This is a genomic window from Synechococcus sp. LTW-G, assembly GCF_054459035.1.
This window is the reverse complement of sequence record NZ_JBTKYW010000012.1, coordinates 1-13,322: the sequence shown is the minus strand read 5'-3', so window position 1 is coordinate 13,322 and position 13,322 is coordinate 1. Positions and strand designations below refer to the sequence as shown.

Sequence of the window (13,322 nt, the reverse complement as noted above, 5' to 3'; positions counted from 1 at the left end):
CGGCCACGGCCATGCCTCTGCAGCTCGGCGACACCGTTCCCGATTTCACCCAGGACTCCCAACTGGGTCCGATCAACCTCTACGACTTCGCTGGTGACAGCTGGGTTGTGCTGTTCTCCCACCCCGCGGACTACACCCCCGTCTGCACCACCGAGCTGGGCGAGGTATCCCGGCTGCGGTCCGAGTGGGACAAGCGCAACGTCAAGACGATCGCCCTGAGCGTCGATTCCGCCGAGAGCCACAAGGGCTGGATCTGCGACATCAACGAGGTTCAGAAGACCACCGTTGACTATCCGATCCTGGCCGACGAAGACAAGAAGGTGAGCGATCTCTACGGGATGATCCATCCCAATTCGCTCAACAACCTGACGGTGCGCTCGGTGTTCATCATCGACCCCAACAAGAAGCTGCGTCTGCAGATCACCTACCCCGCCAGCACCGGCCGGAACTTCAACGAGATCCTGCGGGTGATCGACTCCCTGCAACTGACCGACCACCACCAGGTGGCCACCCCGGTCAACTGGACCGACGGTCAGGACTGCGTCGTGGTTCCCTCGATCCCCACCGACGAAGCCCGCAGCAAGTTCCCCAAGGGCGTGACCGAGATCAAGCCCTACCTGCGCATGACTCCGCAACCCAACAAGTGACAGTGAGTCGCTGACCCCTCGTCAGGGTCCTCGGCCCCCGGGAGAATTCCCGGGGGCTTTTGTCTGCGCATGCGGGTCTTGGGACTGATGAGCGGCACCAGCGCCGATGGTGTTGATGCAGTGCTCGCCAGCTTCAGCGGCCCCATCAGGCGGCCCCGCTGGCAGATCCACAGCCGTGCCTCCCTGCCCTACCCCGAAGCCCTGCGCGCTCAGATCGTGGCGGTCGGCCAAGGGCAACCCACCAGCGCCGCGGAGCTGCTCGAGCTCGGTGAAGCGCTGACGGAGGTGCAGGCCCAGGCCGCCCTGGCCTGCGACCCCGAGGGCAGCGCCCAGAGGGTGGGCTGCCATGGCCAGACCCTCTGGCACCGCCCCCCCAGCGGCGAGCGCGCCGGCAACAGCTGGCAACTGCTGCACGCGCAACGCCTGGCCTGGCGGCTGAGGACACCGGTGGTCTTTGACTTCCGCGCCGCCGACCTGGCACTGGGCGGCCAGGGCGCACCGCTCGTGCCGGCGGCCGATGCCGCCTTGCTTCCCCCGATCGGCGGCTGGCGTGCCCTGCTGAACCTCGGGGGCATCGCCAACCTGACCCTGCTGCCGCCCCGCTCCGGCCCCGACCGCCAAGCAGCGGTGCTGGGTTGGGACTGCGGCCCCGCCAACAGCCTCTTGGACCTGGCGGTTCAACACTTCAGCCAGGGCGAGCGGAGCTTTGATGCCGGCGGTGCCTGGGCGGCGGAAGGCCAGGCCGATGAAGCCCTCATCACCGGCTGGCTGCAGGAGCCCTACTTCCAATGCCAACCGCCCAAATCAACGGGCCGCGAGCTCTTTGGTGCAGCCGACCTCCAGCGGCGCCTGGAGCAGCTCAATCCGCTCCAGCCCGCTGACGCCCTGGCCACCTTGACGGCCTTCACGGCGGCGGTGGTCGCGCAGGACTTGCGGCAGGCCCCTCCAGCCCTGGAGCTGCTGGTGGCGGGGGGCGGGGCACGCAACGCCACCTTGATGCGGGAACTACGCCGCCGCTGCCGCGGCCTACGCCTACGGCCCCTCGCTGAGCTGGGCATTGCCGACAGCGACCGGGAGGCCCTGGCCTTTGCCCTGCTGGCCTGGTGGCACGGCCTGGGCACCAGCGGCTCGCTGACGTCGGTGACCGGGGCCTCGCAGCCCTCCGTTCTCGGGCTCTGCGCGGAGCCACCGGGGCTCAGGCACCAACCCTGAGATCAACTTCCGTCGCGAAGGATCGGCAAGAGCCGATGCGATTTCTAGGGTGAGAGGGTCCGGCCGCAGAATCCATGAGTTCCGGCAATGCCCCCGCGCTCTATGAGCGCATCCGCAGCGATCAAGACCTCACCCAGGAGCTCTTCCGGCAAGCCCTGCAGGATCCCTCAGGCACCCTCAGCCGCATCTGTGAACTGGGGCAGAGCTGGGGACTCCCGGTGAGCCGCGACGACGTCAAAGCCCACTTGGCCAGCGTCGAAGACCCCGACACCAAGCAATGGCTTCTCAAGGCCCGCGGCGGACTCTGAACGGTTGCGCTGGGGCCGGCGGTCTTCCCCCATCCAACTGAAGAACAGCCAGTAGCTCACGATCGCGAGGCCGGCGGCCACCACCAGGGCCGCCACCTGCTCGAGTCGCTTCACCATGGCGGTCGATGCAGTCAGGAACCTCCAGTCTGCAGGGCTGATCGGCCTGCAATCAGCCGGAGGGAGATGATGTCGGTACGACCCAGGGCGTGAGCCCGAACCGGCGCCCTCTACCAATACCGCCTTGCTTCGCCTCGAACGCGTCTCCAAGATCTATCCCACGGGCGAGGTGCTCCGGGATGTCACCTGGGAGGTGAAAACCGGGGACCGCATTGGCCTGGTCGGCGTGAATGGCGCCGGCAAATCCACCCAGATGCGGATCATCTCTGGGCTGGAGGAGCCCAGCAGCGGACAGGTGGTGAAGCAGGGGGAACCCCGCATCGTCTACCTGCAGCAGGAATTCGACGTTGACCCGTCGCGGACGGTTCGGCAGGAGTTGTTCCAGGCCTTCGGCGAAGCCGCCCAGGTGCTCAACCGCCAGCATCAGGTGGAAGAGGAGATGGGCTCTGAGCAGGCCGCCAACGACCCCGACCACCTCGATGCCCTGATCCATGAACTGGGCCGGCTGCAAAGCCGCTTTGAGGGACTGCACGGCTACGAGCTCGACGCCCGAATCGACAAGCTGCTGCCGACCATCGGCTTCAGCCCCGAGGGGGCCGAGCAGTTGGTGGGGGATTACTCCGGGGGCTGGCAGATGCGCATCGCCCTGGGCAAGGTGCTGCTCCAGGAGCCCGATCTGCTGCTGCTGGACGAACCAACCAACCACCTGGATGTCGAGACCATCCAGTGGCTTGAGGACTATCTGATCGGCCAAACCTGCCCGCTGGTGGTGATCAGCCACGACCGAGCCTTCCTCGATCGGGTCTGCAACCAAATCGTCGAGACCGAACGCGGCGTCTCCCGCAGCTACCTGGGGAACTACAGCAACCACCTCGAGCAAAAGGCCCTCGAGCGCGAAGCCGGGCAAGCCGCCTTTGAGCGGCAACAGAAGGAACTCGCCACCCAGCAGGCCTACATCGATCGATTCCGCGCCAGCGCCACGCGATCCACCCAGGCCAAGAGCCGCGAAAAGTTGCTGGACAAGGTGGAGCGAATTGAGGCACCGACTGAGAGCGTCAGCGGTCCTCGTTTCCAGTTCCCGCCCGCTCCGCGCAGCGGCCGTCTGATCGCCGAGATCAAGGACCTGAGCCACAGCTATGGCGAGCAGATCCTCTTCATAGGGGCCAATCTCGAGATTGAACGGGGGGACCGGATTGCCTTTGTTGGACCCAATGGGGCCGGCAAGTCGACGCTGCTGCGGCTGGTGATGGGCATCGAGACACCCGACGAGGGCTCAGCCGGCCTTGGCGAGCACAACGTGATCGCCAGCTACTTCGAGCAGAACCAAGCCGAGGCGCTCGACCTGAGCAAAACGGTGATCGACACAATGTTCGAAGCCGTTCCGGACTGGACCCAAACCCAGGTGCGCTCCCTGCTAGGCAGCTTCTGCTTCAGCAATGACGCCGTCTTCAAGGAGGTGGGCAAGCTCAGCGGAGGCGAGAAGGCCCGGCTGGCGCTGGCGTTGATGTTGCTGAGCCCCTGCAATCTGCTGGTGCTCGATGAGCCGACGAACCACCTGGATATCCCGGCCAAGGAGATGCTGGAAGGCGCTCTTCGCGACTACGAGGGGGCCGCTCTGGTGGTCAGCCACGACCGCTATTTCATCTCCCGCGTAGCCAACAAGATTGTCGAGATCCGAGACGGCGAATTAGTGGTCTACCGCGGTGATTACGCCTACTACCGCGAGAAGAAAGCCGAGGAATCTGCAGCCACCCAGGCCGCCCTCGAGGCCGCCGAACAGGAGGCCAAGCGCAAGGCCAAACGCGACAAGCAAAAAGCGAAGGAAGCCGCCCGCAAATCCGCTGCCTGACAGGACAATCGTCTCAAGTTCACAGGAAAGAGCGAAGAAATACCTAACGCAAAAACTTCACAAAGCACTAGGCAAGAAGACTCATTTTTCTAGGAGTTATTGAACACTTGTGCATAGGCTGTTAAGGCCCATCGAGAGCCGGCCATGGATCCCCTGTTCAACGCAACTCCATCGGCTTTCCCCCGGGCCCACGCCACCCCCGGCATCCCCGCCCGAAGCGAGGGGGATCCGGTGAGCAGCTACTTCGAATGCATCACGGCCTGCTCCGTGGATGACGGCGAATGCGTGACCCAATGCGTTGAGGTGCTGCGCGAGCAGCAATGACGCCCTAGCGCTGCATCAAGGTCGAGAGCTCGACGGGGGTCACGCGCACCTCCAGACGCTGGCCATCCCGCTCCAGCTCCAGCAGCAGCGGCCGGCCCACGCCATGGCGACTGACCACCTGGATCAGGGCCGCCGGATCAGCCACGGGTTGCCCCGCCGCGGCCACCACCACATCACCAGCGCGGACCCCAGCGCGAGCCGCTGGCCCGCCGGGCATCACGCTGCGGACCTTGGCCCCGGCAGAAGCGGCCCCTGAGCCATTGCGCACGGGCTCTAGGGCAACGCCCACCATCGCGTGGCTGACCTTGCCGCTGGTCACCAACTGCTGGGCCACCGATCGGGCCTGATTGACAGGGATGGCGAAGCCAAGGCCCGCCCCAGGGCCGGAGCGCACCAAGGTGTTGATGCCAATGACCTCCCCGTCGGCGTTGAGCAAGGGCCCACCGGAATTCCCGGGATTAATGGCGGCGTCGGTCTGAATCAGCTGCAACCGCTTATCGGTGATCCCCAGCGCCGCGGCGTTGCGGTTCAGGTTGCTGACGATCCCCAAGGTCACGGTTTGATCCAGGCCGAAGGGATTGCCCACCGCGATCACCCATTCGCCCACCTGCAGGGCATCGGAATCGCCCAGGGCGGCCACGGGCCAAGGACCTGCCCCGCTCAAGCGGACCACCGCGAGGTCCGTGACGCTGTCACTGCCGACCACCTTGCCCTCCACCCGGCGACCATCGGGCAGACCGACCATCACCCGCGTCGTGCCCTCGACGACGTGGGCATTGGTCAGCAGCAAGCCCGAGGGGTCGTAGATCACCCCACTGCCCTGGCCGCGCTCGGTCCGCTGGGAGGGCGGGATCCGGGTCGCTCCGCCCCCGGGCGGCAGCCCGAAAAACTGCCGCAGCATCGGGTCGTTAAACGGGAAGGGCGTGACCAGGGATCCCCCTGGAACCACGACGGTGCGTTCCGTGTCGATCGTCACGACCGCAGGGCCGGTGCGCTTCACCGCCTCGGCCACAAAGGATTGACGGGTCAGGGCCGGCGCCGGTGCGCTCTGGGCCGCCACCGGTGGCAGAGCCAGGAGGACGGGGCCAGCACCTGCCGCCAGCAAAAGGCCGGCCATCCGTGCCGCTGCGCCAGCCATGGAACCAAGAGCAAATCTGTGAAACCGTAAGCAGAACGCTCCAGGGCACGCAAGCACCGGGGGGCGCGCGATGATGGGGCGGTCGGCCTTCCAGAGCTCCGCCATGCTCGCCACCACACCCGATCTCGGTCTGGTCGCCAGCAAGCTGCTGCCGCTGGTCTACGGCGCCTGCTTCATCGGGCTGCTCTGGCAAGCCTTTCGGATCATGGCCCGCGGCTACTCAGCCGTGCCCCGTCCCGGTGACCGGGACCGCACGCCCCAGGGGGATCGAACGGGGCGGCTGACGATTCACCCCGAGCTCTTGGATCAGGACGGACAGCTCACACAAGACGACCTACTGACGGTGCGTTTTGGTGAGGACGACGAGTAGCCCGCCTGGCTGAACGACCCCAGAGCAACCCGCTTGGACCCTCCAGCTGGTACAACCAGTGGGTGCTTGTGAACATTGGCGGAGGCTGAGTGGAGCAAAGAACCCGGATCGTGGCTGCTGTGCTCAAGGCCATCAAGCTGCCCCCGCGCTTCCAGCTCAAGTTGGTGAAAGAGGATCCCGTTCGCCTGGAACTGATCCTGACCCCCGCCTACGGCAAGGAGCCCATCCTGGTGGGCCTGGTTGAATCCCAGGATCTGGTGGCTCGCCGCGACCGCGAAGGCCGCATCCCCAGGGATCTCCAGGGCACCTGGGACTGGACCGTCCGCCACGGCAAGGTCAACACCGGCGGCTGGAACCCCTATCTCAAAGAAGCCCTGCAGACGATGTTTGAAACCGGTCTGCCGGCCATCGTCTACGAAGAGCTGACCGGTGAGCTGTACCACCCGGTCGATGGCGCGCGCCACGTGCGCTGACGCCCGGATCACCCAGCGTGCCGCTTCCGATTGAGCCGCTGCTGCCAGAGCTGGTGCAGCGGCTTCCAGCGGGCGGAACCTTGCTACTGCAGGCTCCACCGGGAGCCGGAAAAACCACAGGCGTGCCCCTGGCCCTGCTTGAGGCCCTGCCCAAGGAGAGCGGGCGGATCTTGATGCTGGAGCCGCGCCGGCTTGCTGCCAAAGCCGCGGCCCAGCGTCTGGCCAGCAGTCTTGGCGAGGACGTCGGCCAACGGATTGGCTATCGGGTCCGCCTGGAGAGCCGGGTCTCAGCCGCCACCCGGGTGGAGGTGCTGACCGACGGCCTGTTCCTGCGGCAGCTGCAGTCCGACCCCAGCCTGGAGGGGGTGGGCTGCGTGATCTTCGACGAATTTCACGAGCGCCGCAGCGAGGCGGACCTGGCCTTGGCGCTGCTGCGGGAGGCCAGGGCGGTGATCGCACCGGAGGTGCGACTGCTGGTGATGTCTGCGACGCTCAACCTCCAGCCCCTGCGTGAACAGCTGCCCGAGGCCGCGCTGCTCACCAGCGAAGGACGAAGCTTCCCCGTCGCGGTGCAGCACCAACCGGCTCGAGAGCGGGAGACCCTCTCCGCCCAGGTGGTCCGGGCCCTGGAGAGCCAATGGCTGGACCAACGGCAGGACCACGAGACCGCCCTGGTGTTCCTCCCTGGACAACGCCAGATTCAGCAGTGCCAGGAGGCGATCGCGCGGACCCGCTGGTCCCAGGACCTGGAGATCTGCCCCCTGCACGGCAACTTGCCCCTGGGGGAGCAGAGCCGCGCGATCCAAGCCAGCCGCAGCCCCGCGGGGAAGGTGGTGCTGGCGACGGCCATTGCCGAAAGCTCCCTAACGATCGCCGGGGTCGCCCTGGTGATCGATAGCGGCCTCAGCCGCCGCAGCCGCTTCGACCCCGCCAGCGGCATGGAGAGCCTGGTCACGCTCCCGGCTAGCCAGGCCAGTGCGGAGCAACGGGCTGGACGCGCCGGACGCCTCGGTCCAGGGCGCGCGGTCCGCCTCTGGAGCCCCGCGGAGCAGCAGCGGCGCCCAGCCTTCGATCCCCCGGCCCTGCTGGAGGCCGACCCCGCCCCCCTGGTGCTGCAACTGGCCCAGTGGGGCGCGGGCCTGGGGGAGGAGTTGCCCTGGCTGGAGCCACCGCCACGGCCCCATCTGCTGGAGGCGCAAGAGCTGCTCAAGCAACTGGGCGCCCTCAATGACACCGGGCAACTCAACAGCCATGGGCGCCAACTCAGCCAGCTGGGGGTGCATCCCCGCCTGGGCCAGGTGCTGCTGCAGGCCCAGGAGCTCGGCGTACCAAGCCTGGGCTGCGCCCTGGCCGCCCTGCTGAGCGAGCGGGACCCCCTACGGCTGGATGAGGCCGGCTGTGATCTGCTGCGCCGGCTGGATTGGCTGCGGCAGGACGGGCGAGACCATCGCCGGCGCTCGATTCAGCAGCTGCAGGCGCAGCTGGAGCGCCAGCTCCAGGGCATCGCCGGTCAAGAACGCCACCGGCCCCAACCGACCCTGAACAGTGGCGAGGAGGCATTGCTCTGCGCCGAGCTGATTGCCCAGGCCTACCCCGAGCGGGTCAGCCTGCAGCGCCCAGGCGCCCCCGGTCGCTACCAGCTGCGCTCCGGCCGTGGCGCCGAACTGCATCCCGGCGACCCCCTCTGGGGCAGCGAGGCCCTGGCCATTGCCCATGCCGATGGGGGAGGCAGTGACTGCCGCATCCAGCTGGCCTTGGCCCTGCCGCAGAGCAGCGTGGAGAGCCTGGCCCAAACGCAGGGCGAACGCCTGCAACTGGTGAGCTGGGATCCCAGCCAAGAACGGGTCAAGGCCGAGGAGAGCCTCCAATTGGGTGCGCTGACGCTGGAGCGCCGGCCCCTGCGCGATCCCCCAGCAGAGCTCCTGCGCGCCGCGCTGCTCGAGGGCTTGGCCGATCTGGGGCTCGAGGCCCTGCCCTGGGGCAAAGGCTCAAGGCAGTTGCAACAGCGTCTCTGCCTGGCCCACCGGGAACTGGGCGCCCCCTGGCTGGACCGCAGCGATGCCGTCCTGGAGGCCGACCCCCTGGGCTGGCTCGGGGATCAACTGGAGGGCCTGCGCTCGCGCCAGGACTTGCAACAACTCAATCTCTGCGAGGCCCTCTGGAGCGGTCTGGACTGGTCCTTGCGCCAGGAGCTCGAGACGCTGCTGCCCACCAGCCTGGCGATTCCCTCCGGCCGTCAGGCCAGCCTCGACTACAGCAGCGGCACACCGGTGCTGGCCGTGAAATTGCAGGAGCTCTTCGGGGCCGCCACCACCCCGACGGTCCTGGGCGGACGGCTGCCGGTCACGGTGCAACTGCTCTCGCCGGCGGGGCGCCCCGCGGCGATCACCCAGGACCTCGCAGGCTTCTGGACTGGGGCGTATCGGGACGTGCGCCGGGACCTGCGGGGCCGCTATCCCCGCCATCCCTGGCCCGAGGATCCAGCGAACGCCACACCCACGGCCCTCACCAAAAAGCGGCTGGAGCAACAGCAGCGCTAGGCCATCAGGTGGCCAAAACCAAAGTGGCGCAGCCCCTCGGCGATGCCCTGACATCCATGGCCTTGGGCGTGATAGACCCCGGAGAGACGGGGCAACTGCTCCACCAGGGCCGGCTCGGCATTGCCGACCATGACCCCCTTGAGGCCGGTTTCAAACATCGCCAGATCGTTGAGGGTGTCCCCAGCCGTGACCACCGTGGCGTGATCCGCCTCCAACCACGCGAGCAACGACAGCAGGGTTGAACCCTTGTTGACCCCGCCCGGGAGGACATCGAAATAGCGGTTGTCGGACATCACGACCGTCGCCCCCTCCGCCTCAAGCACAGGGATGAGGCCCAGATCGAACTGATCGAGGTCGACATAAAAGGCCAGACGACGGTTCGAGCTCATGGGTTGCAGCTCCAGTCCAGGCCGCCCCTCCAGCAGCGTGCGGAGCCGCGGCTCGAGGGCCTGCCAGCGCTGCTCAATGGGGTCCACAGCCAGTGGGATCGGCAACAGGGAGGAACCGCAGGCCACCGTGCAACCCACATCACCGATGACCAGATGGGGGGCCGCCAGCCCCAACGGTTCGTCTTGCCCCAGAACCTGAGCGATGGCGCCCAGGTCCCTGCCAGTACAGAAGACATGGAGTACCCGCTCGCGCTGCTCGGCCAGCCAGCGATAGAAGCCGCGACGCTCCTCGCTTGGTCCCCCCAGCAGGGTGCCGTCGAGATCGGTGACCAGCACCAGCTCCGGGTGCTCCGGCAAGGGGGCGGCGAGCTGACTCTGCAGGCGCGCTCGAGGGGACGTCACAGGCACCCGGGCAAAGGCGCGCCAACGCTATCGGTGGGCCAAACTGGCTGCGGTTGTGCGTCCTGCAGAGTCCTGGCCCGCTTCTACGCCAAAAATCGCCGCGACGGTGCCCGCCTGCTCAGTTCAGCCCTGGTGCTGACCACCATTGCCCTGTTCAACGTCCAGAACGCCGTCGGCCTGGCTTTGAGCGTCATCGGTGCTGTGGTTTGTCTCTACTGGTGGAGCTGCTACCGCCAACTCGAGCGCTGATGCTCCTGCGCGCTTGAGCCGGTGATGAAGAGCGACTCCGGCATCCCGCGTTACAGCGTCGCGGAACTCAACCAAGCCATTGGCTCGCTGCTGGAGCGGGGCTTTGCCCCCCGGTTTCTGCTGGAGGCCACCGTTTCACGGCCCCAACTGAAAAAAGGGCATCTCTGGCTGACCCTGGTGGATGAGTCGGCCTCCATCTCCGGTGTGGTCTGGTCCTCCCAGCGGGAGCGCCTGAGCTACCAGCCCAGCGAAGGGGATGGGGTCCTGGTGGTGGGGAAACTCAACTTCTGGGCCAGCCGCGCCAACCTCTGCGTTCAGATCCTCGACATCCGTCCGGCCCTCAGCGCGGTGCTACGGCAGTTCGAGCGGGTCTGCGCGCTCCTTGAACCCGAAGGCCTCTTGTCCGCGGAGCGCAAACGCCCCCTGCCGGAGATGCCCGCAGCGATTGCCCTCTTAACCAGCGTGCCCAGTTCGGCCCTGGCGGACATGCTGCGCACAGCCCAGGAGCGCTGGCCAGCGACCACGGTTCACGTGGTGCCGATTCCCGTGCAGGGGATGGTGGCCGCAACCATCCGCAAGCGCCTGGCCGAGGTGCTCGAGCGCAGCGACGAACTCCAGATCGAGGCCATCGTTCTGGCCCGCGGAGGCGGAGCTCGAGAGGACCTGGCCGTCTTCGACGACGAGGAGCTGGCCCGCGACCTGGCGGCGAGCCCGATCCCGGTGGTCACTGGCCTGGGCCATGAGGACGACACGACCGTGGCCGACCTTGTGGCGGACTACCGGGCGGCGACGCCGACGGCGGCCGTCGTTGCACTTCTGCCGGATCGCGAGTCCCTCTCCCAGGGGCTCCAGCACCGCCTGGCCATCGTGCGTCAACTGATGCTGCATCGCCTCCAGCAGGGACAGCAGCGACTCGCGCTGCAGCGTCAGCGGCTGGAGCAATGCCACCCCAGCCTGATCATCGAGCGGGAGCGCGAGCGACTGCAGCAACGGCTGCAACTGCTGGAAGCCCTGTCGCCGCAACGGCTGCTCAGACGCGGCTTCTCGTTGGTGCGCAGGGCCGATGGCTCCCTGCTGCGCTCCGTCAGCCAGAGCCAGGCGGGCGATGCCCTCAGGCTGGAGCTGGTCGACGGCAAGATCGAGGCCGTGGTGGAGCAGGTCAGCCCTCACCTCTGATGCCATGACGGAAGCCAAATCCCAAACCAAGCGCAAGAAGCCCGCGAGCAAAGCCAAGGCCGCTGCTTCGTCTGAAACCGAGCAGTGGCAGAAGGAGATCGAAGGCCTGAGCTACCAAGAGGCCAACACGGCCCTGGAGCTCACCCTGGCCAAGCTTCAGTCCGCAGAGCTGGAGGTCGAGGAGATGGCAGGCCTCTATCGCCGCGCTGAGGCCTATGCCGCCCGCTGCCAGGTGGTACTCGAGCAGGTGGCCCAGGAAGTGGTCGAATGGGAGGCACTCAGCACCTAGGGACCGCGATGGCCTCCAAACCCGCTCAGCAACCCTGGCTGGCATGGCTCTATCTCGCCCTAGCGGTGGCGGGCGGAGTGCTGCCCTGGCTCTCCAATCTGGAGTTCATGCGCGAGTACGGCGCCAGTTTTGACCTGGCCCAGTTCGTCGCCCTGGCCAATGCCAATCCGGCCGCTGAATCGCTGTCGCGGGATCTGCTGGTAGGGGCTTCAGCGATCACGATCTGGATCGTCGTAGAGAGCCGGCGCCTGCAGATGCGTCACCTCTGGATTGTTCTGCTGAGTGCCGGAACGATTGCCTTTGCCTTCGCCGCGCCCTTCTTTTTATTCCTGCGGGAACGTCGTCTTGCTGAGATGGCGCGAACCGGCGAAGGCTGAGGAAAGCCCTAGCGATCCGTGACGTCCTGCACCTGCACGTCGACCACCGCATCGCTAGCGGGGGCATCGACGGGCTTGGCCGCGGAGGCGGCTGGACGCACCTGGCTGAGGTCCGCCCCACAGGCCGGACAAGCTGGCGCCCCAACGCTGGGGGTCCCGCAGACCGGACAGGTCACGATGCGGCGCTTGAACCACTGCCAGGCCAGAAAGCCCGCTCCACCAAGGACCAAAGGCCCCAAGACCAACAGCAAGGTGATGCCCTCAAGGACATCAACGAACAGACGCCCAGCCAGCCCCGGAGCGATCAGCAGGACGCCAATCAGCGTGATCCAAAGCCAAGGAATCGGACGTTGCATCGCCTAGCGCAAACGGAGCAGCCGCAGGACCATCATCCTGCCGAAAGCTCGCGGCGTTTGCTGCAGACCACGCTGAGGGCCATGCCGTAGTAAACGACCAGCGCCACTAGCCAAACCCAGAGGCTGAGGACCAACACACCACCAATGACGCCATAGGCCTGAAAGCGAGCCCCCAGGGAGATCAGGCTTCGGCCCAGGGCCAGGTTCAGGGCCGTCAGGGCTGAGCCAATCAGCAGCGATCCCGGAATGAGAGGACGCAAGGGGACCCTGCGGGTCGGCATGAAGGCCAGCAGGACAAACGCCAGAGAGCAGCTAATGACGACGCTGATGCCCAAGTCCACCAGCAGAGGAACCGGTGCCCAGAGGTGCAGCTTGGCTGGAAGCCAGCTCTCCAGCAGCAGTCTCCAGCTGCCGGGCTTGAGCAGACGCAGGTTGGTCGTGATCTGATCGAGAACCACAAAAAAGCCGATCAGAACAACAACAACAAGCGACTCAATCCGGTTACGAATGAACTTCAAGACCGGCTTTTTCCAATTCTCTGGTGGAGTCAGAATCGGACGAAAACCCCAAAGCCGATCCGCCCCGCGTTGAAGACTGAGATAGGCATTGGTGGACGAAATCACCAGAAAGATGACACCAATCAAGCCCGCACCGGTGCCCTGCTTATACAGACGCAGCAGCGTTGTACTCACTAGGGGCAAGGCCGAAGGCGGCAAAAACTGATCCGCAACAGCGATGACCTGGTCCGCCAGTCCATCCATGCGCCCCAGAACTAGGCCAGCAACCCCCAGCGCGATCAGCAGGATGGGGAAAAAGGACTGAAGGCTGTGATACGCAAAGGCCGCACTGAGATCCACACAATCTTCTCGATCCCAGAGGCGATAGGCCTTCCAGAACGGCTTCACAATCGCGCGCCATCGACGCGAACGCACCAACACCTAGGAATTCATCTGGCTTACATCAACAATAGGCCTGCGCAAAGCTGCCCCATCTGGCGGGCGACCTGCACCACCGACAGCCAAATAATTTCAGGCACAAAAAAACCACCCTTTGGGGTGGCTTTCTCGTCTCAACCCATGGCTCATCTCATCTAGAGAGAGCAGCAT

16 protein-coding genes are annotated in these 13,322 nt (G+C 66.1%); 12 read left to right on the top strand and 4 right to left on the bottom strand.

All coding sequences use genetic code 11. From position 1 onward, the window contains the following. Positions 1-11 precede the first annotated feature (11 nt). From ACXIQ9_RS12290 to ACXIQ9_RS12270, 5 genes are all read left to right on the top strand, one after another. The gene (locus ACXIQ9_RS12290; protein ID WP_010313112.1) at positions 12-647 is read left to right on the top strand and encodes a peroxiredoxin; all 636 of its coding nucleotides are present in this window, start codon (positions 12-14) and stop codon (positions 645-647) included. Between the two features lie 69 nt (positions 648-716). Next, entirely contained in the window at positions 717-1,859 is a 1,143-nt protein-coding gene (locus ACXIQ9_RS12285; protein ID WP_459016818.1) for an anhydro-N-acetylmuramic acid kinase, read from the top strand. A gap of 74 nt (positions 1,860-1,933) precedes the next feature. Continuing rightward, the gene (locus tag ACXIQ9_RS12280; protein ID WP_029625999.1) at positions 1,934-2,167 is read left to right on the top strand and encodes a hypothetical protein; all 234 of its coding nucleotides are present in this window, start codon (positions 1,934-1,936) and stop codon (positions 2,165-2,167) included. A 241-nt stretch (positions 2,168-2,408) separates the two neighbouring features. Beyond that, entirely contained in the window at positions 2,409-4,133 is a 1,725-nt protein-coding gene (locus tag ACXIQ9_RS12275; RefSeq protein WP_459016817.1) for an ABC-F family ATP-binding cassette domain-containing protein, read from the top strand. A 144-nt stretch (positions 4,134-4,277) separates the two neighbouring features. Further along, positions 4,278-4,457 (top strand): hypothetical protein, encoded by a 180-nt coding sequence (locus ACXIQ9_RS12270; RefSeq protein ID WP_010313131.1) that lies wholly within the window; start codon positions 4,278-4,280, stop codon positions 4,455-4,457. 4 nt (positions 4,458-4,461) lie between these two features. On the opposite strand, the gene ACXIQ9_RS12265 is transcribed toward ACXIQ9_RS12270, so the two are convergent. After that, the gene (locus tag ACXIQ9_RS12265) at positions 4,462-5,574 is read right to left on the bottom strand and encodes a trypsin-like peptidase domain-containing protein (protein ID WP_459016816.1); all 1,113 of its coding nucleotides are present in this window, start codon (positions 5,572-5,574) and stop codon (positions 4,462-4,464) included. A gap of 91 nt (positions 5,575-5,665) precedes the next feature. Here ACXIQ9_RS12265 and ACXIQ9_RS12260 point away from each other — a divergent pair, with 91 nt between their 5' ends. The 3 genes from ACXIQ9_RS12260 to hrpB all read left to right on the top strand — a co-directional run bounded on the left by ACXIQ9_RS12260 (position 5,666) and on the right by hrpB (position 8,978). After that, the gene (locus ACXIQ9_RS12260) at positions 5,666-5,965 is read left to right on the top strand and encodes a DUF2973 domain-containing protein (RefSeq protein ID WP_459016815.1); all 300 of its coding nucleotides are present in this window, start codon (positions 5,666-5,668) and stop codon (positions 5,963-5,965) included. An 89-nt stretch (positions 5,966-6,054) separates the two neighbouring features. After that, positions 6,055-6,438 (top strand): hypothetical protein, encoded by a 384-nt coding sequence (locus tag ACXIQ9_RS12255; RefSeq protein WP_296419055.1) that lies wholly within the window; start codon positions 6,055-6,057, stop codon positions 6,436-6,438. Positions 6,439-6,455: 17 nt separating this feature from the next. Further along, positions 6,456-8,978, top strand: a complete 2,523-nt coding sequence (gene hrpB / locus ACXIQ9_RS12250; RefSeq protein ID WP_459016814.1) for an ATP-dependent helicase HrpB — start codon at positions 6,456-6,458, stop codon at positions 8,976-8,978. On the opposite strand, the gene ACXIQ9_RS12245 is transcribed toward hrpB, so the two are convergent. Continuing rightward, positions 8,975-9,769 (bottom strand): HAD family hydrolase, encoded by a 795-nt coding sequence (locus ACXIQ9_RS12245; RefSeq protein ID WP_459016813.1) that lies wholly within the window; start codon positions 9,767-9,769, stop codon positions 8,975-8,977. The two genes, hrpB and ACXIQ9_RS12245, sit on opposite strands and share 4 nt — an antisense overlap. Positions 9,770-9,802: 33 nt before the next feature. Here ACXIQ9_RS12245 and ACXIQ9_RS12240 point away from each other — a divergent pair, with 33 nt between their 5' ends. The 4 genes from ACXIQ9_RS12240 to ACXIQ9_RS12225 are packed head-to-tail and all read left to right on the top strand — an operon-like array spanning position 9,803 to position 11,860. Next, positions 9,803-10,018 carry a hypothetical protein gene (locus ACXIQ9_RS12240; RefSeq protein ID WP_247479572.1) on the top strand — a complete coding sequence of 72 codons (216 nt, stop codon included), beginning with the start codon at positions 9,803-9,805 and terminating at the stop codon, positions 10,016-10,018. A 24-nt stretch (positions 10,019-10,042) separates the two neighbouring features. Next, a complete protein-coding gene (gene xseA, locus ACXIQ9_RS12235; protein WP_459016812.1) occupies positions 10,043-11,194 on the top strand; it encodes an exodeoxyribonuclease VII large subunit in 1,152 nt (383 codons plus the stop codon). A gap of 4 nt (positions 11,195-11,198) precedes the next feature. Continuing rightward, on the top strand, positions 11,199-11,483 hold the full coding sequence (gene xseB / locus ACXIQ9_RS12230) for an exodeoxyribonuclease VII small subunit (protein WP_459016811.1): 285 nt from the start codon (positions 11,199-11,201) through the stop codon (positions 11,481-11,483). A gap of 8 nt (positions 11,484-11,491) precedes the next feature. Beyond that, the gene (locus ACXIQ9_RS12225) at positions 11,492-11,860 is read left to right on the top strand and encodes a DUF2834 domain-containing protein (protein ID WP_459016810.1); all 369 of its coding nucleotides are present in this window, start codon (positions 11,492-11,494) and stop codon (positions 11,858-11,860) included. Positions 11,861-11,868: 8 nt separating this feature from the next. Here the strand turns inward: ACXIQ9_RS12225 and ACXIQ9_RS12220 are convergent, their stop codons facing one another. Beyond that, a complete protein-coding gene (locus ACXIQ9_RS12220; protein WP_459016809.1) occupies positions 11,869-12,216 on the bottom strand; it encodes a zinc ribbon domain-containing protein in 348 nt (115 codons plus the stop codon). 32 nt (positions 12,217-12,248) lie between these two features. Continuing rightward, complete coding sequence (locus ACXIQ9_RS12215; protein ID WP_459016808.1) at positions 12,249-13,148, bottom strand: YihY/virulence factor BrkB family protein; 900 nt, start codon at positions 13,146-13,148, stop codon at positions 12,249-12,251. Between the last annotated feature and the right edge of the window lie 174 nt (positions 13,149-13,322).